The 25236-nt window shown below is 73.1% G+C and carries 25 protein-coding genes; 16 read left to right on the top strand and 9 right to left on the bottom strand.

Annotated elements, in window-relative coordinates; all coding sequences use genetic code 11:
* Window positions 1-14 precede the first annotated feature (14 nt).
* The 10 genes from truB (at window position 15) to QP090_RS04825 (ending at window position 10740) form a co-directional block, all read left to right on the top strand.
* Window positions 15-884 carry a tRNA pseudouridine(55) synthase TruB gene (gene truB, locus QP090_RS04870; protein WP_285937244.1) on the top strand — a complete coding sequence of 290 codons (870 nt, stop codon included), beginning with the start codon at window positions 15-17 and terminating at the stop codon, window positions 882-884.
* Window positions 885-987: 103 nt separating this feature from the next.
* Window positions 988-1659, top strand: coding sequence for a PAQR family membrane homeostasis protein TrhA (gene trhA, locus QP090_RS04865; RefSeq protein WP_285937243.1), 672 nt, complete (start codon window positions 988-990; stop codon window positions 1657-1659).
* Window positions 1660-1878: 219 nt separating this feature from the next.
* On the top strand, window positions 1879-2823 hold the full coding sequence (locus tag QP090_RS04860; RefSeq protein WP_285937242.1) for a bifunctional riboflavin kinase/FAD synthetase: 945 nt from the start codon (window positions 1879-1881) through the stop codon (window positions 2821-2823).
* A gap of 306 nt (window positions 2824-3129) precedes the next feature.
* Window positions 3130-3399 (top strand): 30S ribosomal protein S15, encoded by a 270-nt coding sequence (gene rpsO / locus QP090_RS04855; protein WP_285937240.1) that lies wholly within the window; start codon window positions 3130-3132, stop codon window positions 3397-3399.
* Window positions 3400-3628: 229 nt separating this feature from the next.
* On the top strand, window positions 3629-5974 hold the full coding sequence (locus QP090_RS04850; protein ID WP_432763009.1) for a polyribonucleotide nucleotidyltransferase: 2346 nt from the start codon (window positions 3629-3631) through the stop codon (window positions 5972-5974).
* 215 nt (window positions 5975-6189) lie between these two features.
* A complete protein-coding gene (locus QP090_RS04845) occupies window positions 6190-7440 on the top strand; it encodes a M16 family metallopeptidase (protein WP_285938576.1) in 1251 nt (416 codons plus the stop codon).
* Window positions 7441-7495: 55 nt separating this feature from the next.
* A complete protein-coding gene (locus QP090_RS04840) occupies window positions 7496-7900 on the top strand; it encodes a phage holin family protein (RefSeq protein ID WP_285937239.1) in 405 nt (134 codons plus the stop codon).
* A gap of 64 nt (window positions 7901-7964) precedes the next feature.
* Window positions 7965-8705, top strand: coding sequence for a 4-hydroxy-tetrahydrodipicolinate reductase (dapB, locus tag QP090_RS04835; RefSeq protein WP_285937238.1), 741 nt, complete (start codon window positions 7965-7967; stop codon window positions 8703-8705).
* Window positions 8706-8751: 46 nt separating this feature from the next.
* The gene (locus tag QP090_RS04830; RefSeq protein WP_285937237.1) at window positions 8752-10128 is read left to right on the top strand and encodes a pentapeptide repeat-containing protein; all 1377 of its coding nucleotides are present in this window, start codon (window positions 8752-8754) and stop codon (window positions 10126-10128) included.
* Between the two features lie 42 nt (window positions 10129-10170).
* Window positions 10171-10740 (top strand): transglutaminase-like domain-containing protein, encoded by a 570-nt coding sequence (locus QP090_RS04825; RefSeq protein ID WP_285937236.1) that lies wholly within the window; start codon window positions 10171-10173, stop codon window positions 10738-10740.
* Window positions 10741-10816: 76 nt separating this feature from the next.
* Here the strand turns inward: QP090_RS04825 and QP090_RS04820 are convergent, their stop codons facing one another.
* From QP090_RS04820 to modA, 3 genes are all read right to left on the bottom strand, one after another.
* Complete coding sequence (locus tag QP090_RS04820) at window positions 10817-11488, bottom strand: Uma2 family endonuclease (RefSeq protein ID WP_285937235.1); 672 nt, start codon at window positions 11486-11488, stop codon at window positions 10817-10819.
* Window positions 11489-11655: 167 nt separating this feature from the next.
* A complete protein-coding gene (ftsH, locus tag QP090_RS04815; RefSeq protein ID WP_285937234.1) occupies window positions 11656-13653 on the bottom strand; it encodes an ATP-dependent zinc metalloprotease FtsH in 1998 nt (665 codons plus the stop codon).
* Between the two features lie 100 nt (window positions 13654-13753).
* Window positions 13754-14548: a molybdate ABC transporter substrate-binding protein gene (gene modA, locus QP090_RS04810; RefSeq protein ID WP_285937233.1), complete on the bottom strand. Its 795-nt coding sequence runs from the start codon at window positions 14546-14548 to the stop codon at window positions 13754-13756.
* Window positions 14549-14661: 113 nt separating this feature from the next.
* Between modA and QP090_RS04805 the strand changes: the two genes are divergently transcribed.
* Together QP090_RS04805 and QP090_RS04800 are read left to right on the top strand one after the other, a co-directional pair.
* Window positions 14662-15342 (top strand): uracil-DNA glycosylase, encoded by a 681-nt coding sequence (locus tag QP090_RS04805; RefSeq protein WP_285937232.1) that lies wholly within the window; start codon window positions 14662-14664, stop codon window positions 15340-15342.
* 76 nt (window positions 15343-15418) lie between these two features.
* On the top strand, window positions 15419-16447 hold the full coding sequence (locus QP090_RS04800; RefSeq protein ID WP_285937231.1) for a hypothetical protein: 1029 nt from the start codon (window positions 15419-15421) through the stop codon (window positions 16445-16447).
* A gap of 28 nt (window positions 16448-16475) precedes the next feature.
* Here the strand turns inward: QP090_RS04800 and QP090_RS04795 are convergent, their stop codons facing one another.
* The 4 genes from QP090_RS04795 to QP090_RS04780 all read right to left on the bottom strand — a co-directional run bounded on the left by QP090_RS04795 (window position 16476) and on the right by QP090_RS04780 (window position 20358).
* Entirely contained in the window at window positions 16476-17342 is an 867-nt protein-coding gene (locus QP090_RS04795; protein ID WP_285937230.1) for a 1,4-dihydroxy-2-naphthoate polyprenyltransferase, read from the bottom strand.
* Between the two features lie 62 nt (window positions 17343-17404).
* Window positions 17405-19123, bottom strand: coding sequence for an MFS transporter (locus QP090_RS04790; protein ID WP_285937229.1), 1719 nt, complete (start codon window positions 19121-19123; stop codon window positions 17405-17407).
* Between the two features lie 78 nt (window positions 19124-19201).
* Window positions 19202-19732: a GNAT family N-acetyltransferase gene (locus QP090_RS04785; RefSeq protein ID WP_285937228.1), complete on the bottom strand. Its 531-nt coding sequence runs from the start codon at window positions 19730-19732 to the stop codon at window positions 19202-19204.
* A 53-nt stretch (window positions 19733-19785) separates the two neighbouring features.
* A complete protein-coding gene (locus QP090_RS04780) occupies window positions 19786-20358 on the bottom strand; it encodes a CGNR zinc finger domain-containing protein (RefSeq protein WP_285937227.1) in 573 nt (190 codons plus the stop codon).
* Between the two features lie 126 nt (window positions 20359-20484).
* Here QP090_RS04780 and QP090_RS04775 point away from each other — a divergent pair, with 126 nt between their 5' ends.
* Window positions 20485-20847, top strand: a complete 363-nt coding sequence (locus QP090_RS04775) for a VOC family protein (protein WP_285937226.1) — start codon at window positions 20485-20487, stop codon at window positions 20845-20847.
* 40 nt (window positions 20848-20887) lie between these two features.
* On the opposite strand, the gene QP090_RS04770 is transcribed toward QP090_RS04775, so the two are convergent.
* The gene (locus tag QP090_RS04770; protein WP_285937225.1) at window positions 20888-22288 is read right to left on the bottom strand and encodes an aminotransferase-like domain-containing protein; all 1401 of its coding nucleotides are present in this window, start codon (window positions 22286-22288) and stop codon (window positions 20888-20890) included.
* Between QP090_RS04770 and QP090_RS04765 the strand changes: the two genes are divergently transcribed.
* The gene (locus QP090_RS04765; RefSeq protein ID WP_285937224.1) at window positions 22287-23225 is read left to right on the top strand and encodes a DMT family transporter; all 939 of its coding nucleotides are present in this window, start codon (window positions 22287-22289) and stop codon (window positions 23223-23225) included. The two genes, QP090_RS04770 and QP090_RS04765, sit on opposite strands and share 2 nt — an antisense overlap.
* Window positions 23226-23343: 118 nt before the next feature.
* Window positions 23344-23601, top strand: a complete 258-nt coding sequence (locus QP090_RS04760) for a hypothetical protein (RefSeq protein WP_285937223.1) — start codon at window positions 23344-23346, stop codon at window positions 23599-23601.
* Window positions 23602-23682: 81 nt separating this feature from the next.
* Here the strand turns inward: QP090_RS04760 and QP090_RS04755 are convergent, their stop codons facing one another.
* Window positions 23683-23910 carry a hypothetical protein gene (locus QP090_RS04755; RefSeq protein ID WP_285937222.1) on the bottom strand — a complete coding sequence of 76 codons (228 nt, stop codon included), beginning with the start codon at window positions 23908-23910 and terminating at the stop codon, window positions 23683-23685.
* Between the two features lie 228 nt (window positions 23911-24138).
* Here QP090_RS04755 and QP090_RS04750 point away from each other — a divergent pair, with 228 nt between their 5' ends.
* Window positions 24139-25167: a glycoside hydrolase family 18 protein gene (locus QP090_RS04750; protein ID WP_285937221.1), complete on the top strand. Its 1029-nt coding sequence runs from the start codon at window positions 24139-24141 to the stop codon at window positions 25165-25167.
* The last annotated feature ends 69 nt before the right edge of the window (window positions 25168-25236 follow it).

Genomic DNA, 25236 nt, shown 5'->3' with positions numbered 1-25236 from the left:
TCGGAGAGCACGCTGTGACATCGGGACTCGTCATCGTCGACAAGCCGGCCGACTGGACCTCGCACGACGTCGTCGGCAAGCTCCGCCGGCTCGCCGGGACCCGCCGGGTCGGGCACGCCGGCACGCTCGACCCGATGGCGACCGGTGTGCTGGTGATCGGGGTCGACAAGGCCACCCGGCTGCTCGGCCACCTCGCGCTGACCGAGAAGGGCTACGACGCCACGATCAGGCTGGGCCTGACCACCAACACCGACGACGCCGAGGGCGAGGTGATCGCGACGGCCTCCGCCGCGGCGGTCACGGACGCCGCGCTGCACGCGGGGATCGCCGCGCTGACCGGGCCGATCCAGCAGGTGCCGCCGCAGGTCAGCGCGATCAAGGTGAACGGCGAGCGGGCCTACAAGATGGCCCGCAAGGGCGAGGAGGTCGAGCTCAAGGCCCGTCCGGTGACCGTGCGCGAGTTCACCGTGACCGACGTCCGGCGCGACGGCGAGGTGATCGACGTGGACGCCTCCATCGCCTGCACCTCCGGCACCTACATCCGCGCGCTCGCCCGCGACCTCGGCGCCGGGCTCGGCTGCGGCGGACACCTCACCCGCCTGCGCCGCACCCGGGTGGGGCCGTACGACCTGGGCCTGGCCCGCACGATCGAGCAGCTCGCCGGGAACCTGGAGATCGTGCCGATCGCCGAGGCGGTCGGCGCCGCCTTCCCGCGCCGGGACGTGTCCGAGGACGACGCCCGCAAGATCGCGCATGGCGGCCGGCTGGCCGCGGCGGGGCAGGGGCCGGGCCCCGTGGGCGTGTTCGCGCCCGACGGGACCCTTCTCGCCCTGGTCGAGGAGCGGGACGGCGCCGCCAGGCCCCTCGCCGTCTTCGTGCCCTAGGACACCCCGCCGGGACGGGTGGTGAGAGTCACGGCGGAGGGGGGTGCGCTCTAACCTACGGTCGCGTAACCTACGAGACCGTAGGTTAACTGAGGAGGCGTCCATGGCGACAGTGCGATCCCACCCCCCGGTGACCGCGCCCCCGGACCGTCCCCATCTGCGCGGCTGGCTGCACCTCGGTGCCTTCCCCGCCGTGCTGGTGGCCGGACTGGTCCTGGTCGCGCTCGGGCCGAGCACGTCCGCGCGGCTGGCCTCGGCGCTGTACGTGGCCACCTCGGCGCTGCTGTTCGGGATCTCGGGGACCTACCACCGGCAGCGCTCGATCAGGGTGATCGAGGTGCTGCGCCGCTTCGACCACGCCAACATCTACCTGATCATCGCCGGCACCTACACCCCGTTCGCGGTGGTGGCCCTGGACGGCGGCGTCCGCGTCGCGGTGCTGGCCGTGGTGTGGACGGGCGCGATCGCCGGAGTGGTCTTCCGGACCGCCTGGATCGGCGCCCCGCGCTGGCTGTACGTCTCGCTCTACATCGTGCTGGGCTGGGTCGCGGTGTTCTTCATGCCGCAGTTCCTCTCCGGCGCCGGGGTGGTGGCCTGCACGCTGGTCGCGCTGGGCGGCGTCTGCTACAGCGTCGGGGGAGTGGTCTACGGGCTCAAGCGGCCCGACCCGTCACCTCGCTGGTTCGGGTTCCACGAGGTGTTCCACTCGTTCACGCTCGCCGCGTACGTCATGCAGTACATCGCGGTCTCGCTCGTCGTGTACCAGTCCGTCTGAGCCGGCCGCCCGGCAGGACGCGCGCCCGCGCGCCCCTGCCCGTGCCCCGCTCCGGGGCATGCCGGCTACCGACACGTAGACTCTGCGCGGACGGTCATGCGCGAGCGCCGGTTCCGAAGGGCCCCTGAACGGCAGCCCCCTCGGTCACCCCGCCCCGCGGCACATGGCAGGCTTGGGGACAGGCACGACGAGCAGGCAGGTCTACGCAGGGAGAGCATGGTGCGGCGCTGGCATGGCCTCGACGAGGTTCCGGCCGACTGGGGCCGATCAGTGGTCACCATCGGGGTGTTCGACGGTGTGCACCGCGGCCACCAGCGGATCGTGGGCGCCGCCGCCGAAGAGGCCCGCCGCCGCGGCCTGCGCTCGGTGGTGATCACCTTCGACCCGCACCCCGACGAGGTCGTCCGCCCCGGCACCCATCCGCCGCTGCTGGCCACCACCAAGCGCCGGATCGAGCTGCTGGAGGGGCTCGGCACCGACGCCGTGGTGGTCGTGCCGTTCACCCTCGGGCTGTCGAAGGTGCCGCCGGACGAGTTCGTCCAGTCGGTGCTGGTCGACCGGCTGCACGCGGCGCATGTGATCGTCGGCGAGGACTTCCGCTTCGGGCACAAGGCGAAGGGCGACCTGCCGCTGCTCCAGGAGCTCGGCGAGAAGTACGACTTCACCGCCGAGGGCATGCCGCTGGTCGCCAACGGCGACACGATCTCCTCCACCTACATCCGCGAGCGGCTGGGCGCCGGCGCGGTCGAGGCCGCCGCGCTCGCGCTCGGCCGCCCGCACCGCGTCGAGGGCGTCGTCGTCCGCGGCCACCAGCGGGGCCGGGCGCTCGGCTTCCCCACCGCCAACCTGGAGACGCTGCCGCACACCGCGATCCCCGCCGACGGCGTCTACGCCGGCTGGCTGGTCGGCGACTCCGACCGCTACCCCGGCTTCCGCTGGCCCGCGGCGATCTCCATCGGCACCAACCCCACCTTCGAGGGCGGCGACGAGCGGACCGTCGAGGCGTACGCGCTCGACCGCGACGACCTCGACCTCTACGGCGAGCACATGGGCGTCGACTTCCAGGACCGCATCCGCGACACCCTGAAGTTCGACTCGATCGACGCGCTGATCACCGAGATGCGCCGCGACGTCGACCGCGCCCGCGCGCTCACCTCCGGCTGACCGGGCCGGCCGGCGCGGCCCGCGGCGGCCGATCCGGGGCGATCGGGCCGGTCCGGGCCGGGGTGCCGGGCGCACCGAGCGGACCGTGTGAAACGGGCCGCAGGGGCGTATACCGTGAGGTCACGGCACGTTCCGCTTCGTGACCGGGTGGCTTTCTGGCATGGTACGGTGAATAGTCGCCGGGAAGGGCCCCGGCTCGGCGGGCTGCACCCTCATGCGGCCCCGCCACGATTCCCCAACGCACCATGTGGACCCGAGTGCCCACGGGCCGGGATCTGCGGGTGACGATCTCACTGAAGGAGCCTCGTGTCGCTCGACACCGCCACCAAAAACAAGATCATCGCCGAGTATGCGACCACTGAGGGTGACACCGGTTCCCCGGAAGTCCAGGTCGCGCTGCTGACCCGGCGGATCAACGACCTCACCGAGCACCTCAAGGAGCACAAGCACGACCACCACAGCCGCCGCGGCCTGCTGCTGCTGGTCGGCCGTCGTCGCCGGCTCCTGAAGTACCTCAGCAACAAGGACATCAGCCGCTACCGGAAGCTGATCGAACGACTCGGTCTGCGCCGCTAGCACGGTGAGGGAGTGGCTCGGGCGAGCCACTCCCTCTCGCATATTTTCCGATAGACGAACAGAAGCCTCGCGGACACCGCTGGTGCGGCCGGTCCTCGGTAGTGGCCTCCGGATCGCCTCCCGCCGTCGCGGCGGGCCCCGCGGATCCGGGCGCTTCGATCGAAGACCGGCATTGCGTGACAGCACGGGAGACGGCCGCGAGGCCGATGGAACCCATGGAGGTTTTCCCGTGACAGAAGCCGTGCGCATCGACGGAGCGCAGACCACCGAGGCCGTGATCGACAACGGCCCGTTCGGCACCCGCACCATCCGCTTCGAGACGGGCCGCGTGGCCCGGCAGGCGGCCGGCTCGGCCGTCGCCTACCTCGACGACGAGACGATGGTGCTGTCGGCGACGACCGCGTCCAAGAAGCCCAAGGAGAACCTGGACTTCTTCCCGCTGACCGTCGACGTCGAGGAGCGGATGTACGCGGCCGGGCGGATCCCCGGCTCGTTCTTCCGCCGCGAGGGCCGTCCCTCCGAGGACGCGATCCTCACCTGCCGGCTGATCGACCGGCCGCTGCGCCCGTCGTTCACCAAGGGCCTGCGCAACGAGATCCAGGTCGTCGAGACGATCATGGCGCTCAACCCCGACCACCTGTACGACGTGGTGGCGATCAACGCCGCGTCGATGTCCACCCAGCTGGCCGGCCTGCCCTTCTCCGGCCCGATCGGCGGCGTCCGCGTCGCGCTGATCGAGGGCCGCTGGATCGGCTTCCCGACCCACCCCGAGCTGGAGAAGGCCACCTTCGACATGGTGGTCGCCGGCCGGGTGCTCGAGGACGGCGACGTCGCGATCATGATGGTCGAGGCCGAGTCGACCCGCGACACCATCCGGCTCGTCGGCGAGGGCGCGGTCGCGCCCACCGAGGAGACGGTGGCCGAGGGCCTCGAGGCGGCCAAGCCGTTCATCAAGGTGCTGTGCAAGGCGCAGAGCGACCTGGCCGCGGTGGCGGCCAAGCCCACCCGCGAGTACCCGCTCTTCCTGGACTACCAGGACGACGTGCTCGCCGCGGTCACCGCCGAGGTGGGCGACGACCTGGCGCAGGCGCTGACCATCGCCGGCAAGCAGGAGCGCGAGGCCCGGCTCGACGAGCTCAAGGCGGGCGCCGCCGAGAAGCTCGCCGCCGCGTTCGAGGGCCGCGAGAAGGAGATCTCCGCGGCGTTCCGCGCGGTCACCAAGAAGCTGGTCCGCGAGCGGGTCGTCCGCGACGGGCTGCGCATCGACGGCCGCGGGCTCAAGGACATCCGGCAGCTCTCCGCCGAGGCGCACGTGATCCCGCGGGTGCACGGCTCGGCGCTGTTCGAGCGGGGCGAGACGCAGATCCTGGGCGTGACCACGCTCAACATGCTCCGGATGGAGCAGACGATCGACACGCTCAACCCCGAGCGCACCAAGCGCTACATGCACAACTACAACTTCCCGCCCTACTCGACCGGCGAGACCGGCCGGGTCGGGTCGCCCAAGCGCCGCGAGATCGGCCACGGCGCGCTCGCCGAGCGCGCCCTGATCCCGGTGCTGCCGACCCGCGAGGAGTTCCCGTACGCGATCCGGCAGGTGTCGGAGGCGCTCGGCTCCAACGGGTCCACCTCGATGGGCTCGGTCTGCGCGTCCACCATGTCACTGCTGGACGCGGGCGTCCCGCTGCGGCAGATGGTGGCGGGCATCGCGATGGGCCTGATCAACGAGGGCGGCGAGTACGTCACGCTGACCGACATCCTCGGTGCCGAGGACGCGTTCGGCGACATGGACTTCAAGGTCGCCGGCACCCGTGACGTGATCACCGCGCTCCAGCTCGACACCAAGCTCGACGGCATCCCGGCCTCGGTCCTGGCCGCCGCGCTCAAGCAGGCCAAGGGCGCCCGGCTGGCGATCCTGGACGTCATGCAGGAGGCCATCGAGGCCCCGGCCGAGATGAGCCCGAACGCGCCGCGGATCATTACCATCAAGGTCCCGGTGGACAAGATCGGCGAGGTCATCGGCCCCAAGGGCAAGATGATCAACTCGATCCAGGACGACACCGGCGCCGACATCACCATCGAGGACGACGGCACGATCTACGTCGGCGCCACCGACGGCCCGTCCGCCGAGGCCGCGCGGCAGGCGATCAACGCGATCGCCAACCCGCACATGCCCGAGGTCGGGGAGCGCTACCTCGGCACGGTCGTCAAGACCACCACGTTCGGTGCGTTCGTGTCGCTGCTGCCCGGCAAGGACGGCCTGCTGCACGTCTCGCAGATCCGCAAGCTGCACGGCGGCGCCCGGATCGAGAACGTCGAGGACGTCATCAGCGTCGGCCAGAAGATCCAGGTCGAGGTCACCGAGATCGACCAGCGCGGCAAGCTCTCGCTGGTCCCGGTCGAGGTGGTGGAGAAGGAGGCCGACAAGGGCGACGGCGACGACGCCCCCGCGGCCTCGGCGGCCCCCGCGGCCGGCTCCGACGGCGACGACGACGGCTCCGAGGGCGGCGAGAAGCGCGCCCCCCGCCGCCGCCGTACCCGCCGCACCGACGACGGTGGCCAGCGCAACTCCTGACCCGTGCACGGTGATACCGGCCGGCCTGCCCGCGGAGGGCAGGCCGGCCGGCCCCATTCCAGCCCCGAGAAGATTGCGAGCGACCCGTGACGTTGCCGGTGAGGCCCCAGCGGCCCGGCAGGATCCACCCGACCCGCGCCCTCCCCTCCCGTGGTCCGGGCGGGGCCCGGCGGAGCCCCGAGACCGCCGCGGGCGACGCCGCGGGCGGCGGCACGGTGCGGCGGACGGTGCTGCCCGGCGGCCTGCGGGTGATCACCGAGGCGCTGCCGACGGTGCGCTCGGCCGCGTTCGGCGTGTGGGCCGGGATCGGCTCCCGCGACGAGTTCCCCGCCGACGCGGGCGCCAGCCACTACCTGGAGCACGTGCTGTTCAAGGGCACCGGCAAGCGGTCCGCGCTGGAGATCTCCGCGGCGATCGACGCGGTCGGCGGCGACCTCAACGCGTTCACCTCCAAGGAGTACACCTGCTATTACGCGCGGGTGCTCGACACCGACCTGCCGCTCGCGGTGGACGTGGTGTCGGACATGGTCGCCGGGTCGGTCAACCGTCCCGAGGACGTCGAGGCCGAGCGCGGGGTGATCCTCGAAGAGATCCACATGCGCGACGACGACCCCGGCGACCTGATCCACGACGAGTTCGCCCTCGCGCTGTACGGCGACACCCCGCTCGGCCGCCCGATCCTCGGCACGGTCGAGTCGATCAACGCGCTGTCCCGGGACCGGATCCACGCCTACTACCGCGAGCACTACACCGCGCCCAACCTGGTCGTCGCGGCGGCCGGCAACATCGACCACGACGAGGTCGTCCGGCTGGTCGCGCGCGCGTTCGAGGGCCACCTGGCCGGCGACGCCGAGCCCGCCCCGCCCCGGGTGGGCGGCGCGCCGGTCCCGATGTCCCCGACGGTCAAGGTCATCGACAAGGACACCGAGCAGGCGCACGTGATCCTCGGTGGCGCCGGCGTCCCGCGCACCGACGACCGCCGGTTCGCGCTCGGCGTGCTCAACGCGGCGCTGGGCGGCGGGATGTCGTCGCGGCTGTTCCAGGAGATCAGGGAGAAGCGCGGCCTCGCGTACTCGGTCTACAGCTACACCTCGCAGTACGCCGACTCCGGCGTCTTCGGCGTCTACGCGGGCTGCCAGCCCGGCAAGGCCGACGAGGTCCTGGCGATCTGCCGCGAAGAGGTGGCCAAGGTCGCCGAGGGCGGCCTCACCGACGAGGAGCTGGAGCGGGGCAAGGGGCAGCTGCGCGGCGGCATGGTGCTCGGCCTGGAGGACACCGGGTCGCGGATGAGCCGCATCGGTAAGAGCGAGCTGGTGTACGAGTCGCTGCTCCCGGTCGACGAGGTCCTCGCCCGTATCGAGGCCGTCACCCCGGACGACATCGCCGAGGTGGCCCGGGAGGTGCTGACCGCCCCGCAGGCCCTCACCGTCATCGGCCCGTTCGGCGACCGCGACTTCACCCTCTGACGCCCCCGCGCGCCCGTCCGGTTACACGGCGTCACTGGTCGGGTAGAGGCACGGCATGAAGATCCTCCTCCGGATCGTCATCTCGGCGGTGGCGCTGTGGGTGGCGACCGTGCTGGTCAGCGGCATCGACGTCACCGCCGGGAGCTGGGACAGGCAGGCGCTGACGCTGCTCGCCGTCGCGGTGATCTTCGGCCTCGTAAACGCGGTGCTCAAACCGTTCATCCAGGTGCTCGGCTGCGCGTTCTACGTCCTGACGCTCGGCCTGTTCGCGCTGGTGGTGAACGCGGCGCTGCTGCTGCTGACCAGCTGGGCGGCCGGGCAACTGGACCTGCCGTTCCACGTCGAGTGGTTCTGGCCGGCGTTCTGGGGGGCGATCATCATCGGCATCGTGAGCTGGCTGCTGAACCTGTTCGTCTCCGAGGGCGACCGCTTCAGCGCGGATCGTCGCCGCAGGTACTGACCGGCCGAGGCCGCGCCCGGGGGCCGCGATAGGGTCATCGCGACGTCGAGGGCTGGAGGATTACGTGATCAAGGTCGGGGTGCTGGGCGCGCGGGGCCGGATGGGGGCCGAGGTGTGCCGTGCCGTGGACGCCGCCGGAGACCTGGAGCTGGTCGCCGCCGTCGACCAGGGCGACACGTTGGACGCACTCACCGCGGCCGAGGCCGTCGTCGACTTCACCCACCCCGGCGTGGTCATGGACAACCTGCGCTGGTGCGTCGAGCACGGCCTGCACGCCGTCGTCGGCACCAGCGGCTTCGACCCGTCCCGGCTGGAGACGGTGCGCGGCTGGCAGGCCGTGGCGCCCGCGGGGAACGTGCTGATCGCCCCCAACTTCGGCATCGGCGCCGTCCTGATGATGAGCTTCGCGCAGAAGGCGGCGCCGTTCTTCGAGTCCGTCGAGATCGTCGAGCTGCACCACCCGAACAAGGCCGACGCCCCGAGCGGCACCGCGTTCCGCACCGCCGAGCTGGTCGCCGCCGCCCGCGCCGAGGCCGGCACCGCCCCGTCCCCGGACGCGACCACGTCCGAGCTCGACGGCGCGCGCGGCACCGACGTCGACGGCGTCCGGGTGCACTCGGTGCGGCTCGCCGGCCTCATCGCGCACCAGGAGGTGCTGCTCGGCGGGCACGGCGAGATCTTCACCCTCCGGCACGACTCGATGAACCGCGAGTCGTTCATGCCCGGCGTCCTGCTGTCGCTCCGCAAGGTCGCCGTCCTCCCGAACCGCCTCACCGTCGGCATCGAGTCCCTCCTCGGCCTCTGACGGGCGGCCCTTGCCCGCGCCGCGAGCGGCGTTCTAGGGTGCGCGGGTGGCCCCCGACGAACACCATCATTCCGGGCAGACCTTCGAGAACGCGGACTTCCGGGGTCACGTCTTCGACGGTCCCGCCGACTTCTCCGCGTGCGTGTTCGACGGTGGGGCCGACTTCACCGGCTGCGTGTTCAAGGGCCGTGTCCTCTTCACCGGAGCCGCCTTCCAGAGCGGTGCGAGCTTCTACGGCGCGGTGTTCGAGGACTTCGTCAACCTCCGCGGCGCGACAGTACGAGGCGACGCGGTGTTCACCGGCGCGGTCTTCGAGGACGGGCCGCTGACGCGCGACCTGGCCGTGACGGGTGCGCTCGTCCTGAAGAGGACGACCTTCCGCGCCACCTCCCATCTCGGGCACATCACCGCCGGCGAGCTCGACCTGAGCATGGCCGACTTCGAGCAGCGGCTGCGGCTGGAGGTGACGGCCGGCCGGATCCGCTGCGACCGGACCCGCTTCCTCGGCGGCGTGCGCATCCTGGCCGGCACCACGCCGGGACGCGCGGTCCCGGAGTCCGCCGTGTGGCCGGAGGTCCACACCGGTGTGGAGGTCGAGCTGGCCGACACCGAGTTCGGCGGCGCGTCCATGGTCGGGCCGCGTGACCCCGACGACCGTCCCGCCTGGCCGCGGATCATGTCCCTCGCAGGCACCGACGTCGCGCAGCTCACCGTCTCGTACACGCGGATGTCGGAGTGCCGCCTGGCGGGCGCGCACAACCTCGACCGGCTCAGGATCGAGGGACACAATACGTTCGACATCGCGCCGCCCAGCTTCTGGCTGACCCGGCGGTTCATCATCCGCGACGAGCACCTGCTCCGCGCGACCTGGGGGCCGAGGTCCGGGCGCCGGCGCTGGCCACTGTCCGGCGCGTCCGAGGTACCGGAGAGCAGCAGCGAGGTCGAGCAGGTGTACCGGGCCCTACGGAAGGGCTGCGCCGAGGCCAGGGACGAGGTCGGCGCCGCCGACTTCTACTACGGCGAGATGGAGATGCGCCGGTACGGGCAGTTCCTGCTGGCGCGGAGCCGTTTTGAGCAACGCTGGTGGCGCGGCTGGGCCGCGACTCGGGGAGAGCACCTTCTCCTGTGGATGTACTGGGCCGTCTCCGGGTACGGGCTGCGCGCGTGGAGGGCGTTCGCGGCGCTCGCCGTCCTGTTCCTCCTCGCCGCCGCCGCGCTCCAGGCCTGGGGATACCCGCCGAAGACGCACATGGGGTTCGCCGGCTCGCTGCGCTACACCATGCGGGCGGCCATCTCGATTCTTCGCGGCCCTGAGCAGAAGCTCACGCCCGCCGGCGAGTGGATCGAGATCCTGCTGCGACTGGCGGCCCCCGTCCTGTTCGGCATGGCGGTGCTGGCGCTGCGGGGACGGATCAAGCGCTGACCGCGCTGGGCTACCGTGGGCCGACCGTCAGAGGGAGGAACGATGGAGTTCGCCGCGGAGCCCTGGGACTACCTCGCCGCCTGCGAGGTGATCGACATCGAGCATCCGCTCGTCCAGGCGACCGCCGCGCGGCTGCGCAACGGCGACGACGTCGCGTTCGCCGAGGAGGCGTTCGCCTACGTCCGGGATGAGATCGCCCACTCGGGCGACACCGGCGACCGCCGGGTCACCTGGCGCGCCTCCGACGTCCTCCGGGAGGGGACGGGTCTCTGCTACGCCAAGTCGCACGCCTACGTCGCGCTGCTCCGCGCCGCGGGCGTCCAGGCGGGCCTGTCCTACCAGCGGCTGCGCGCGGGCGACGGCTTCGTCCTGCACGGACTCACCGCGATCCTGGTCGACGACCGCTGGGTCCGGCTCGACCCGCGCGGCGGCGGCGTGGAGTTCTCCGCCTCCGAGGACCGGCTCGCCCACGTCCCGGATCCCGCGCTGGGCGAGTCGGACTACCTCACGGTGTACGCGTCCCCGCCCCCGGCCGTCATCGACGTGCTCAGAGCCGCCGACGACTGCGCGGCGATGTGCGAGGCCGGCGCGCTCCCGTCCGCCGAGCTCTAGCGGCGGAAGCGCGCGTGCGGCGGGTGCACCTCGAACGAGAACACGCCGGCGACGTCCTTGCGCCGAGGGGATCTCTTCATCCCGCCGTCCTGGTCCAGGGTTCCCATTCGGCCGTGAGGATCTCGAAGCCGAACGGATCGGGGAGCCGGATCGCTTCGCCGAAGTCCCAGGTCGTCTGGTGCCGGTACTCACCGGACTCGATGATCGGATCGGAGAACAGGACCGTCTGGGAGAGGCTGGGCTGCCGATCGACCAGGAGGTAGAAGGGGATGCCGACGCGGGCGTAGCCGTTCCACTTGGTGGGGGTCGAACGGCGGAGCCCCGGCCGACGATCGTCGCCGGCGTTGGACGGAGAGGTCACCTCGACGACGAGTTCGAGATGCCGGGGGAGGACCTTCTTGAGCTGCGCCTCCCGTGCCTGCCGGTCGGTCTCCTCGTCCAGCACGCAGAGGTCGGGGATGTAGCCGTCGTGGATGTCGCTGAGGTTCAGGTCCTGTGTCTGGACCGCGCGCCAGGGGAAGGAGGGATCGAGTACCTCTGCGGCGAACATCGCGCGTTGAACATCCTGCACGATGGCGTTGTGCGCGTAGTCGGGTCCTGGCGACACGACGATCTCCCCACCGATGATCTCGACTCGGGTTCCGTCGTGAGGGAGCCTGAGGACCTCGAAGAGCTCGTCGCGCATCCACAGGTTGTAGGGAGTGTCGGGGAGCTCGTAGTGGTAGCGCCCCTCGGCAACGATGGTCACGTCAGGTGACTCCTCCCTCACGATCAGCTCCCGTCATCGTAGAGACCGTCCCTGCTGAGGGTACCCAGAACCGGTGTTCCGGCCCGGGGCCGCGGCCGCTCGGGGGACTGCCGGCCGTCCCGTGCGGCGGAGGGGCGCGTGCTGCGGGTACGGCGGGCTCGTGGCGGTCAGGCGTCCTTGGACATGCGGGGGATGCCGGCGGCGGCGTAGGCGGCGGTCTCGTCGAGGGTCTCGTGCTCCAGCAGGGAGGCGGCGAGGGACTCCAGCTTGTCGCGGTTGGCGCCCAGCATCCGCAGCGCCTCGGCATAGCAGTCGTCGACGATGCGGCGGGTCTCCTCGTCCACGGCGTCCAGGGTGCCCTGCGCGGCGTACTGGCCGAGGGGGTCGGAGCCCTCGGCGGGCAGGACCGACAGCGGGCCGATGCGGGCCGACATGCCCCAGCGGCCGACCATGCCGCGCGCGATCCTGGTGACCTGCTCCAGGTCGCTCTCGGAGCCGGTGGTGACGACGCCGAAGACCAGCTCCTCGGCCGCCATGCCGCCGAGCGCGCCGATCACCCGGCCGCGCAGGTAGTCCTCGTCGAAGGCGTACCGGTCGCCCTCGGGGGTGGACAGGGTGACGCCGAGCGCGCGGCCGTGCGGGACGATGGTGATCTTGCGGACGGGGTCGGCGCCGGGGTGCAGCATGCCGATCAGCGCGTGCCCGGACTCGTGGTAGGACGTGCGGCGCCGCTCCTCCGGCGGCATGACCAGGGAGCGGCGGGTGCCGAGCTGCACCTTCTCCAGCGCCGAGTGGAAGTCGGCCATGTCGACCGCGTCCTTGCCGCGCTTGACCGCGAGCAGCGCGGCCTCGTTGACCAGGTTGGCCAGCTCCGCGCCGGTCATCCCGGGGGTCATCTTGGCGACCCCGGTGAGGTCGGCGTCCCCGGCGAGCGGCACGTCGCGGGTGTGCACCCGGAGGATCGCGACGCGCCCGTCCAGGTCCGGGGGCGAGACGGCGACCTGGCGGTCGAACCGGCCGGGACGCAGCAACGCCGGGTCGAGCACGTCCGGACGGTTCGTCGCGGCCATCACCACCACGCCCTCCGAGCCGGAGAAGCCGTCCATCTCGGTGAGGATCTGGTTGAGGGTCTGCTCGCGCTCGTCGTGCCCGCCCATGCCCGCGCCGCCGCCGCGGACCCGGCCGATGGTGTCGAGCTCGTCGATGAAGATGATGGACGGCGCGGTCTTGCGCGCCTCGGTGAACAGCTCGCGGACGCGGGCGGCGCCGACGCCGACGACCATCTCGATGAACTCCGAGGCCGCCGCCGAGTAGAACGGCACGTCGGCCTCGCCGGCGACCGCGCGGGCGAGCAGCGTCTTGCCGGTGCCGGGCGCGCCGGTGAGCAGCACGCCGCGGGGCGCGCGGGCGCCGAGCCTGCGGTATTTGGCGGGGTCCTTGAGGAAGTCGACGACCTCGCTCAGCTCCGCCTCGACCTCGTCGATGCCGGCGACGTCGGCGAAGGTGGCGCGCTTCTCGTCCGGCGTGACGGGCTTGGGGGAGCGGCCGAAGCCGCCCATCAGACCGCCCCCGCCGCCGCGCTTCATCCGGCGCTGGAGCCAGACCAGCGCGGCGATCCACAGCCCGACGAACAGCAGGACCGGCAGCAGCGACAGCAGCAGGTTGGCGAGCAGGCTGCGGTTCTGGGTGACCGGCTTGGCCTCGACCTGGACGCCCTTGCTGACCATGAGGGAGAAGATCTTGTCGTCGGCGAAGGTGGGGCGCAGCGTCTCGAACGCGGAGTAGGTCTTGGCCTTGTTGTCCTGGCCGGGGACCTGCTGCGGCTTGATGAGGTCGCCCTGGATCTGCGAGCCCTTGGTGTAGACGTCCTTGACGTTCCCGTTCGCCACCTGTTCGGTGAACGCGGTGTAGGGCACGGTCACCGTCTCCTGCTTGCCGGTGAGGTGCATCGACAGGTAGCTGACCACGAATACCGTGAGCAGGAGCAGCCAGAAGACGTAGCTGTTGCGGCCGGGCCTGAACCCGCCGCCGCGGCGGGGGGCCTCGCCGCCGTCGCCGCCGTCGGCCCGGTCCGGGACGCCCTCGGCGCGCCAGGGGTGCTCAGGGTCGTTGCGCGGCGGCACCGACTGGCGGCCGTCGGGCCGCGTCGGTCGCTTGGACGGCACGTCTGATCTCCCCCGTACGCCTCACCACGGCCCCCCGACCGGAGTGGTCAAGATCTTCCCGGCGGCGGGGCCGGGAAAACGTGCGGGCGCGGGGGCGCGGCTACCGCGGGGCGCCCGCGGGCGGCGCGGCCGGGGTGGCGAAGCCGTACTTGTGGAACAGCCGGACCGCCGCCGGCGAGGTCAGCCAGGTCACGAAGGTCTCCGCGGCCTCGGTGTGGTCGCCGTCCTTCACCGCGGCGGCGGGATAGGCCGCGGTGACGTTCTGGGCCGCGGGGATCGGGACGCTTCCGGCCGCGGCGCCCGCCGACCGCAGGTCGGTGATGAAGACCAGCCCCGCGTCGGCCTCGCCCGCGCGCACCCGGTCCAGGACCGCCCGCGCGCTGATCTCCTCCACCCCCCACTGGACGGTCAGCCCGGCGCGGGCGAAGATCTGCCGCGCGTAGCGTCCGACCGGCACGGTGGGGGCGCCGACGACGACCCGCAGCCCGGGGCGGACCAGGTCGGCCAGGCCCCGGATCCGGCGGGGGTCGCCCGGCGCGACCGCGATCGTCAGCGAGTTGTGCGCGACGATCGGCCGCGGCCCGGTCAGGTACCCCTCGGCCCCGTCCATCGCGGGCACGTCGGAGGTGACCAGCACGTCGGCGGGCTCGCGGCCGGCCAGCCGCGCGGTCATCTCCTGCGAGCCGCCGAAGGCGGAGCGCACCTTCACGCCGCGGTGCTCCTGCTCGTAGGCCATGCCGATCTCGCCGAACGCCTCGGTCAGCGACGAGCCGGCCAGCACCCGCAGCGTGACCGGCCCGGCGGGACGGCCGCACCCCTGGACGGCGGCGCCGAGGCCGAGCAGGGCGAGGGACGCGCACGCGCTGAGGCGGAACCAACGGGGAGAGTCGGGCATATGGCCTCATCCTAGAGTCGGTAGTGGTTCGCTCCGGGGATTCGGCGCTGGCGTGTCAGTGCCCGCCGCTAGGGTCTCCGGTAGCTGGAGATCACTTCCCCGGAGGCTCAACGATGTCCCTCGACCTGATGGAACTGCTGCCCGGCGACTGGAGGGACCGGCTCGACCCGCTGCTCGATCCCCCCGCGACCGCCGCCTTGGGCGCCTTCGTGGGAGGGGAGTACGACGCCGAGACGGTCTACCCGCCGCGCGAGGACCTTTTCAACGCGTTCCGGCACTGTCCCTACGACCGGGCGCGGGTGCTGATCCTCGGCCAGGACCCCTACCACGGGCCGGGCCAGGCGCACGGGCTCAGCTTCAGCGTGCGCGACGGCGTGCGGCTGCCCCCGTCGCTGCGCAACATCTACAAGGAACTGGCCGCCGACCTGGAGGTGCCCGCCGCCAAGGCCGGCGACCTGACCCCGTGGGCCGACCAGGGCGTGCTGCTGCTCAACGCGGTGCTGACCGTGCGGGCGGGCGATGCCGGCTCGCACGCCGGTCACGGCTGGGAGGACTTCACCGACGCCGCGATCCGGGCCCTGAACGACAAGAGCGAGCGGGTGGTCTTCGTGCTCTGGGGCGCCTACGCGCGCAAGAAGGCCCGGCTGATCACCGGCCCGCAGCACGCGGTGATCGAGTCGGCGCACCCGAGCCCGCTCAGCGCCAAGAAGTTCTTCGGCACCCGGCCGTTCAGCGCGGTCGACAAGGCCCTCGCCGACGCCGGCCAGCCCGAGATCGACTGGGCCCTGGCCTGACCCTCCCTCCCGGGAGGGAGGAGATCCCTCCGTAGCGGGAGGTGGCGCGCGGGGGGTGCGGGCCATCGTTGGCGGCATGACCGTTTCAGATCAGCACCTCCCGGCGCGGGCGGCCGGTCCGGCCCGCGAACGCCGTCCGGCGCCCGGACGCCGTCCGGGCCGGGGCCGCCTGGCCATGTGCGCGGCCACCATCGCCGCCTGCGTCCCCTACCTCTTCTTGAAGATCCTCTGGCTGTCGGGCAGCACGGTCGGCTGGAACGACACCGAGTCGGCCGGGGAGTCCGCCCGCTACGTGGGCAACGTGGTCACCCTGGGGATGGACGCGGTGGCCGTGCTGGTGGTGCTCGCGTTCACCTTCCCGTGGGGGCGGCGGATCCCGGCGTGGCTCGTCCTCGCCCCGATCTGGACGGCCACCGGGCTGCTCCTGCCGATCGCGCTCGGAGTGCCGCTGGGCACCGTCGTCCAGACGCTCACCTCGTCGACCCCGATCACCGGGGACGACAACGGCCTCCAGGGCTGGGTGTACGCGATCGTGTACGGCGGATTCACGCTCCAGGGCATCGGGCTGCTCGCCGCCTTCACGCTGTACGCGCGGGACCGCTGGGCGGACGTCTTCACGCAGCGCGTCGGGGAAACGCCCGCCGGAGCGACCCATCACGTGCAGCGGCTCCTGACCCACGTCATGGTCGCCCCCGTCCTCCTGTACGCCGGGGTGCGCCTCTTCTGGGCGTTCGGCGGCACGTCCGGCCTTCCTGACGGCGAGGCGGGCGAGCGGAACGCCGCACAGCAGACCATCGAGGGCGTGTACGGGCTGCTCGCGCTCGTCGGGATCGCCGGGCTGCTGGCGCTGGTCAACCGGCGCGGCGGACGGTTCTGGAAGCCGATGGTCGCCGCCTGGGTCGGCGCGGGCGCCCTCTTCACCAGGTCGCTCTACACGCTCACCCTGCAACTGGGCGCCTCCGACGTCTTCGACGCCGAGTCCTCTCCGCTCGCGGGCCTCAGCATGCTCGTGGGCCTGATCGCCGGGCTCGTGATGGCGCTCACGGGCGCCTTCCTCCTCGCCGAGCGGCGGCCGGGAGCGGGCCGGACGGCGCCGTCCTTGTAGCCGGTCGTTTCAGGCTGGTCGTTCCAGGTCAGAGGGCGAGACCGACCGCGAGCAGGACGCCGTAGGCGATCTGGAGGCGGCCGGTCTCGCCGAGCACCGGGATCAGGTCGGGCCCGGACGCGCCGCGCAGCACCTTCTGGGTCGGCGGCACCGAGAGCGGCGCCGCCAGCAGCGCCAGCAGCGCCCACGGGTGCGGGGCGGAGAGGGCCAGCACCATCATGAACGGCAGCGCCGCGCACGCCGCGTACAGGATCCGGGTCCACGGGTCGCCGAGCAGCACCGCGAGGGTGCGCTTGCCGGAGACCCGGTCGGTGGGGATGTCGCGCAGGTTGTTGGCGACCAGCAGCGCGCAGGCCAGCAGCCCGATCGGCACGGCCGCCGCCCACGCCTCCCACGGAATCCCCTCGGCCTGCACGTAGACCGTGCCGACCACGGCGACCAGGCCGAAGAAGACGAACACCGAGATCTCGCCGAGCGCCCGGTAGCCGTACGGGTTCTTGCCGCCGGTGTAGAACCAGGCGGCCAGGATCGCGAACGCGCCCACCAGCAGCAGCCACCAGGAGGTCACCGCCGCCAGGACCAGCCCGGCGACCGCCGCGACCAGGAAGCTGCCGAGCGCCGCCGCCAGCACCTGCTTGGGCCTGGCCGCCCCCGACCCGACCAGGCGCAGCGGGCCGACCCGGTCCTCGTCGGTGCCGCGGACGCCGTCGCTGTAGTCGTTGGAGTAGTTGACGCCGATCTGGAGGATGAGCGCGACCAGCGCGGCGAGCACGGCGCGCCACCAGTTCGCGTGGCCGGCGCCGATCGCGACGCCGGTACCGGTGACGACGGGGACGAGGGAGGTCGGCAGGGTCCGGGGCCGGGATCCGGCGACCCATTGGGAGAGCGTGGCCACTGGTTACCGGTTCTTCTCTTGGGACGACAGGGGACTACGCCTCCGATTCTCCCCGATGGCGATCACTGGTCGGGCGTGGGTGCGGGCGTGGGCGCGGGGCCGGGGGCGGACGCCCGCGTGGGTTCCCGGGTGGCGGCCGGGGCCGGGGCGGGCGCTGAGGGGCGCAGCCGCAGCGACATCGCCAGCCCGAGCGCCAGGATCGCGGCGGTGGTCAGCGCGCCGCGCCGGGTGGCGACCGCAAGGCTCTCGTCGGCCGCCCGCGCCTCGACGGCGGTCGCGGGGGAGCGGTGCAGCTCGCGGCCGTAGGTCCCGGCGCTCTCCCGCAGCTCGTGCGCGACGGCGGCCTGCCGGGCCGGCGGCAGCGCGGTGCCGGCGAGCCGGTCGGTCATCGCGTGCCCGAGCCCGGTCGCGAACACCGTGCCGATCAGCGCGATGCCGAGCGCCGCGCCGACCTGCCGGGCCGTCGACTGGGTGCCGGACGCCTGGCCGGCCTGCGCGGGCGGGACGTCGGCGAGCGAGACGTTGGTGAGCTGCGCGGAGGTCAGGCCGAGGCCGAGCCCGTACAGCAGCATCCAGGGCGCGAGCCCGAACCCGGTGGTGGTCGCGGTGACGGTGAGCCCGATCGCGACGACCGCGGCGACCTCCAGCACCATGCCGATCTGCACGACCCGGTGCGCGCCGCGCTTGTTGGCGAGCCTGCCCGCGTATCCGCCGGTGAGGAACGCGCCGATCGCCAGCGGGAGGATCGCCACGCTGATCTGGAGCGGCGAGGTGCCGTGCACGCCGAGCAGGAACAGCGGCAGCACGAACAGCAGGCCGAGCTCGCCCACGTTGATCAGGGACGAGGCCAGGTTGCCGTGCCGGAAGTTGGGAATCCGGAACAGGGTCAGGTCGAGCAGCACCGGACGTCCCGCCGCGGCCCGCGCCCGCTCGACGGCGATCAGGCCGGCCAGCAGCAGCACGCCGACCGCGAGCACGACCGGGACCGGGGACGGCCCGCCGGACGGCCAGTCGAGGCCGGCCAGGGAGAACTGCCGCGTCGGGGCCCACCAGCCGTAGGTCTGGCCCTCGATCAGCCCGCACACGAGCGCGCCGAGGCCGAGCGCGGACAGCGCCGAGCCGGTCCAGTCGATCTCGCGGACCGCGCGGCGGGCGCGCGGGCCGCGGTCCTCGCGGGTCTCGGGCATCAGCGCCAGCGCGCCGATGACCAGCGCGGCGCCGAGCGGCAGGTTGATCCCGAACGCCCAGCGCCAGCCGCCGCCGGTCGCGACCGCCCCGCCGATCAGCGGGCCGAGCGCGGCCATGCCGCTGATCAGCGAGCCCCAGATGCCGAAGGCGACGGCCCGGTCCCGTCCGGTGAACAGCGCGTTCACCGTGGACAGCGTGGCCGGCATGATCATCGAGGCGCCGACGCCCTGGAGCGCCCGCGACCCGATCAGCGCGGACCCGCTCCCGGAGAACGCCGCGCAGCCGCTGGCCAGCGTGAAGACGACCACGCCGAGCAGGAACAGCCGGCGCCGCCCGAACAGGTCGCCGGCCCGCCCGAACGGGATGAGCAGCGCCGCGAACACCAGCGCGTAGACCGAGGTCACCCACTCGGCGCCGGTGCTGGTCAGATCGAGCCCGCCGATGATCTGGGGGAGCAGCACCCCGACGATGGTGGCGTCCACGACGATCAGCGAGACGCCGAGGCTGATGACGACCATGCCCAGCCAGCGCCGGCGGCCGGACGACGGTGCCGCCGGCGCGTCCGGCGGCGTCATGGAGAGGGTCTCGGGCACGGCTTTAAACATAAGGCCGAGGTCCCGGTGCCCCGCACCGACCCCACGTCAAGCCGGTGCCGGCGCCGGCCGCCCGCCTCAGCCGATGTCGGTGTGCAGCCGGATCTGCCGGACGGGCTCGCCCATGTCGAGGGTGCGGGCGGTGCCGTCCGGGGCCCAGCCCGCCGAGCCGAGGAACGTGCGCAGCACCTCGTCCTTCTCGAACGCCCACGTGATCAAGGTCGTGAAGCCGTCGTCGCGGAGCAGGTCGACGGTGGCGGCCAGCAGGCGGCTGCCGTGCCCGGCGCGGGCGTGCAGCGGGTCGACCAGCAGCGCCACCAGCTCGGCGGCCTCCGGGACGTCGGGGTCCTCGGCGGGCGCGTGCGCGGCGAGGCCGACGACCAGGTCGTCGGCCACCGCGACCAGCAGCCGGTGGCGCGGGCTCGGCGGGTCGGTGACCGCCTCGGTCCAGCGCTCCCGCCATACCCGCCGGGCGGCCTCACCGGTCACCTCGGCGAGGACCTCGGCGGGGAGCAGTTCGCGGTAGCCCTGGCGCCAGACGCGCACCTGGATGTCGGCGACGGCGGCGACGTCCGCGCGCCGGGCGGGCCGTACGCCCACATCGGCCATGGTGTCCACGTCCTTTCGAGTGCGGGATCACCGCACACCCTAGAGCCCGTGGATCAGCCGGGTGCGGTGCGGCGGCGGGCCCGGTAGGCGCGGGTCTTGGTCCGGTTGCCGCACACGCGCATGGAGCACCAGGCGCGGGAGCGGTTCTTGGAGGTGTCGAGGAACGCCCAGAGGCAGGTGTCCTCCTGGCAGACCTTCAGCCGCGTCCATGTTCCCGAGGCGGTGGCGTCCACGATGGCGGCGGCGATCCGGGCGAGTCCCGCCGGGACGCCGTCGCCGATGGGCGTGAGCGCAGGCCGTCCGCCGGCGAAGGTGACCCGCAGCGGCAGATCGCGCAGCGCCGCGTCCAGCCCGCTGAGCGGCGGTCCCGGGGAGGACGGGCCATGGTGCGCGAGCATCGCCGCGCGGAGCCCCTCGCGGAGGGCGATCGCGGCGGCCAGGTCGGCCCCGGTGGCGGCGGCCTGGGGCGGGACGAGCGCGCGCCCGGCCAGCCACCCGGCCAGCCCGGTGGGCGTGCCGAGCTCGTCGGAGGCGCAGTCGATTTCGAGGGTGTTGACGAAGTCGCGCAGCAGGGCGGCCGCGTCGGGGTCGGCGGCGTCAGCGCCCGCCGGGTCCGTGTCGGCCATCACCTCTCCTGCCTGTCATGAGAACTCTAGCAAGGTAAGACACCAGTATCCGGGTATGACCGGTTGCGCGACCGTCGACACCATCAATAATGTTTCACCGGTGTCCCCGACCCAGAGGAGAGCTTGATGACGACGCTGACGCCGAAGGTCACCAATGTGGCCGTCGACTGCGCTGACCGGGACGTGATGGCGGCGTTCTGGGGCGCTCTGCTCGGGATGCGGGTCACCTACCGCGACGAGGACTGGCTCGACCTCGAACCGCTCGGCCCCGGCGGGCCGCTGCTGTCGTTCCAGCTCGTCCCCGAGCCCAAAGCGGTCAAGAACCGGCTGCACCTCGATCTGGAGGTCCCCGACATCAAGGCGGCGGGGGAGCGCGCGGCCGGACTCGGCGCGACTCCGGCCGGTGCCCCGCTCGGCCGCCCGGAGGCCCCGTTCCAGGTCTGGCGCGACCCGGAGGGCAACGAGTTCTGCTTCTGCACGAAGGAGTGACCCGCGCGAGGCCGGACGGTCCCCCCCGACGCCCGCCGGGTCAGGCGGTCGTCCCGCCGATGACGGCGGCCAGGCGGCGGACGCCTTCGGCCAGTTCGGCCTCCGAGGCCGCCGTCCCGTAGCCGATGCGCAGGTAGGGGGCGGGCGGCTCGGCGGGGAAGAAGGGGCGTCCCGCGCTGACCAGCACCCCGGCGCGCAGCGCCGCCTCGGCCAGCTCGACGTCGTCGGTCCCGTCCGGCAGCCGCACCCACAGGTGGCAGCCGCCCGCCGGACGGTTCACCTCCAGGCCGGGGAGGTCGCGGGCGAGCGCGGTCAGGGTCGCGTCCCGCCGGGACTTCAGCGCGGTCCGGACCGCGCGCAGGTGCCGCGGCCAGCCCGGGGAGCCGACCAGCTCGACCAGCGTCTCCTGGAGCGGCCTGGCGGGGCAGAAGTCCCCGACGAGCTGGGTCGCGCGGATCCGTTCGGCGACCGGGCCGCGCGCGATCACCGCGGCCACCCGCAGGCTCGGCGCGGTCGCCTTGGTGAGCGAGGCGATGTGCACCACCCGGCCGTCGCCGTCCTGGGCGATCATCGGCGGCGGGCCCGGCTCGATCCCGAGGTGGCGGGCGAAGTCGTCCTCGATCACGAACGCGCCCGCGGCCCGCGCCACCGCGAGCACCTGCGTCCGGCGCCCCGCGTCCAGCACCGCGCCCGTCGGATTGTGGAACGTGGGCTGGCAGTACAGGACCCGCGCGCCCGTCATCGCGAACGCCTCGGTCAGCAGGCCGGTGCGCAGCCCGCCGGCGTCGACCGGGACCGGCACCGGGTGCAGCCCGGCCGCCCGCGCGGTGGCGAGCGCGCCGGGGTAGGTCGGCGACTCGACCAGCACCGGCGCTCCCGGAGGGAGTAGCGCTCGCAGCACCGTCGACAGCGACTGCTGCCCGCCGCCGGTGATCAGCACATCGGCGGGCGCGACCTGGCCGCCGACCGTGCGGGCGAACCAGGCGCGCAGTTCGGCGATCCCGCTGAGCGGCGGCAGCTCCCACGCGTCCGGCCTGCGGGCCGCCCGCCCGGCCGCCGTGGCCATCGCCCGCACGGGCTGGAGCGAGGGGTGCAGGTAGCCGCCGCTGAGCGCGATGGCGCCCTCCGGCGGCGGGGTGAGCAGCCAGGCGATCGCGTCCGCGGCCACGGCGCGGTCGCCGAGCGCGACCGCCTGCCAGCCGAGGTCGGCCGGGCCGGGCAGCGGCGCGGGGCGTCCGGCGGCGAACGCGCCGCTGCCGGGCCGGGTCACCACCAGCCCCTCGGCCGCCAGCAGCCCGAGCGCCCGCGTCACCGTGACCGGGCTGACCCGGTGCAGCGCCACCAGCGCGCGGCTGGACGGCAGCCGCTCGCCGGGCCGCAGTCGGCCGACCTCGGTGCGCAGCCGGTCGGCCAGAGCGAGCACACTGCTATCGTTTTGCATGAAAGACTACGATAGCGCTACTGACCTCCCGCCGATAGCGCTCGGCCCGCTGGCCCCCGCCGCGCTCGGCGTGCTGATCTACTCCTTCACCCTCCCGGCCACGGCCGCCGGGCTGGAGGGGCTCGACCCCTACCTCGTCGGGGTCGGCCGCTCCGCCGCCGCGTCCCTCCTGGCGATCGCCGCGCTGCTCGCCGTCCGGGCCCGCCCGCCGCGCCGCGGCCAGTGGGCGGGGTTCGCGGTCGTTGGCGCGGGAGTGGTCTTCGGCTTCCCGGTGCTGACCACCCTCGCGCTGGACCACGGCGCGTCCGCCGCGCACTCGGCCGTGGTCGTCGGGCTGCTCCCCGCGGCCACCGCCGTGTTCGCCGTGCTGCGCGCCGGGGAGCGGCCGTCCGGTGCGTTCTGGCTGGCCAGCGGGGCGGGGGCGGTCTGCGTCACCGGGTTCGCGCTGGTCCGCGGCGCAGGCCGGGTCACCCCCGCCGACCTGCTGCTGGTCGCGGCCCTGCTCGCCGTCGCGGCCGGGTACGCCGAGGGCGGACGGCTGGCGCACTCCATGCCGGGCTGGCAGGTCATCTCTTGGGCACTGGTGCTGACCGCCCCGATCTCGGTCCCGGTGACGCTGTGGCTGATGGCGGCGACCGATCCGCAGTGGACGGTCCGGACCGGGCTCGGATTCGGCTACCTGGCCGTCTTCTCCGCCTATCTGGGGTTCTTCGCCTGGTACGCGGGGATGGCCAGGGTGGGAATCGCGCGGGCCGGGCAGGTCCAGCTCGTCCAGCCGGTGCTGACCCTGCTGTGGTCGGGCATCCTCCTCGGCGAGCTGATCGACGCGACGACTGCGCTGGCCGCGGTCGCGGTGCTCGCCTGCGTGGCGCTCACCCAGCGGGCCAGGGTGCGCCGCGCCGGGCCCGCGGCTCCCTTGCGCGACCTGGCGGACTAGCGCCCGATGAGACAAAGCGTGTCACATCGTGTTCTGACGGCCGCCGGATAAACGGATCGATAAACGGCTCGGTACGGACTCTGAATATCGCCGTTGTTAGCTTCGAGTCAGTCGATGAATGGAGCAGCGGATGCCGACGAAGAAGACCGCAGCGAAGATCGCCGTGGCCGCCCTCATCACCGGTGGCGGCCTCATGCTCGCGGCCGGTCCCGCCAGCGCCGAGACCGAATGGGGCCTGGCGGGAAGCAGCGCGGCGGCGCCGGCCGAGACCGAATGGGGCCTGGCAGGCGGCGGCGGTGCCATCACCCCCGCGGAGATCGAGTGGGGCTTCGCGGGCGGCGGCACGGTCACGCCGGCGGAGATCGAATGGGGCTGATCGGCCCCGCGGCCCCGGCCGCGTGGTGAACCGCGCCCGGTGCCGCGGACCGGCCCCGGGCGCGGGCCCCAACGGCCCGGCTCAGTCGCGGACGATCTGGGCCAGCAGGGTGAGGACGCCGACGCCCACGCCGATCGGGATCGCCGCGTCCGGGAAGAGGGCCGCGACGATCGCGGCCACGGCGGCGGCGAGCAGGATGACCAGCGCGCGTGTGCTGATCACGGGCTGGGGCTCGATGTCGGGCCCCTCACGGCGGCGCGGTTCGGGCCGTGAGGCCCTGGTCTCGGCGCGGTTCGGTCGGATTCGCATGGCCGCTCGACCTCCATCCCCGTGACGGGGTTAGGACGGGCGGCCCGCTGCCGCGGCAGCGGGCCTCACCGGCCGGTCAGGCCCTCTGAGCCGCCTAAGGGCATGGTGCACCCCGGGCGGACGATCTCGGGTGCGCGACGCGCGGAGCGTACCCGACCATGACCCGCCCGCGGGGCCGGGCGGCGCGCGCGAGTCGCCTTCGTCCTCTCTGTCCGGGATCATTGGGAAATGGTGCAGATCAGAGTGCGGCGGGTGCTCCGCTGGACGGGCTGGACGGTGGGCCTCGTGCTCGGTCTCGTGGCGCTCGCGCTCGCGGGGGTGTGGGTGTGGTGGCAGCCCGAGCCGCGGGCCCGGGGGACCGAGGCGAACGCGCTGTGGGCGCGGCACCAGTGGATCGGGGAGCCGCACACCGAGGACGAGTACCGCCGGCTCGGCGCGCTGCTGCGCGACAACGCGATCACCGACGTCTTCTTCCACGCGGGCCCCTTCGAGCCCGACGGAACCGTCCCGGCCGCCAAGTACCGCAATGCCCGGAAGCTGATCGCGGCCATGCGCGCGCACGCGCCCGGCATCCGCGCGCAGGCGTATCTCGGGCAGATCCGGACGGTGGACGGCGAGGGCGTCATCCAGATCGACGACCCGGCCGTGCGGGACCGGGTGCTGCGGACCGACGCGACCTTCCTCGACCTCGGGTTCGACGGGATCCACTACGACTTCGAGCCCATCTACCCCGACGACGGCGCGTTCCTGACCCTGATGGCCCGGACTCGTGAGCTGACCCGGTCGCGGGGCCGGCTGCTGTCGGTGGCGCTGGAGCAGTCCACCCTGCTGGACGCCGCGCAGCCGGTCTACAAGGCGCTGCTCCCGCGCGCGGGGAAGTGGAAGTACCCGCCGCGTCCGACCGATGACTTCCTGCGCAAGGTCGCCGACCTCAGCGACCAGGTCGCGATCATGACCTATGACGTGTCGCTGCCGACCCGGTCGCTGGTCGGCTGGCACTTCGCCCGGCACACCGAGCGGACGCTGCGGCTGATCGGCGACCGGACCACCGTGTTCATGGGCGTGCCCACCTACCGGCCGCTGATGGACTGGGCCGAGGACCTGCCTGGGGCGCTGCGCGGCGTTCGGCGCGGGATCGACGCGCTCGACCGTCCCCCGGCCCGCCCGTACGGGGTCGGGGTCTACGCGGACTGGACCACCGACGCGGCGGACTGGGCCGCCTATCGGGCGGGCTGGCTGCCCGGCGGGAAGGGGTAGGCCCGCCGCCGATACCTCCGTGCCGGCCCGGCTGGACGGCCGAAAGTGTGCCTGTTGAGGCTTCCGTCC

The sequence above is a fragment of the Actinomadura xylanilytica genome, assembly GCF_030283145.1.
Taxonomy (GTDB): domain Bacteria; phylum Actinomycetota; class Actinomycetes; order Streptosporangiales; family Streptosporangiaceae; genus Spirillospora; species Spirillospora xylanilytica.
Note: the sequence above shows the minus strand (reverse complement) of the source record. Positions and strands in the feature narration are given on the sequence as shown.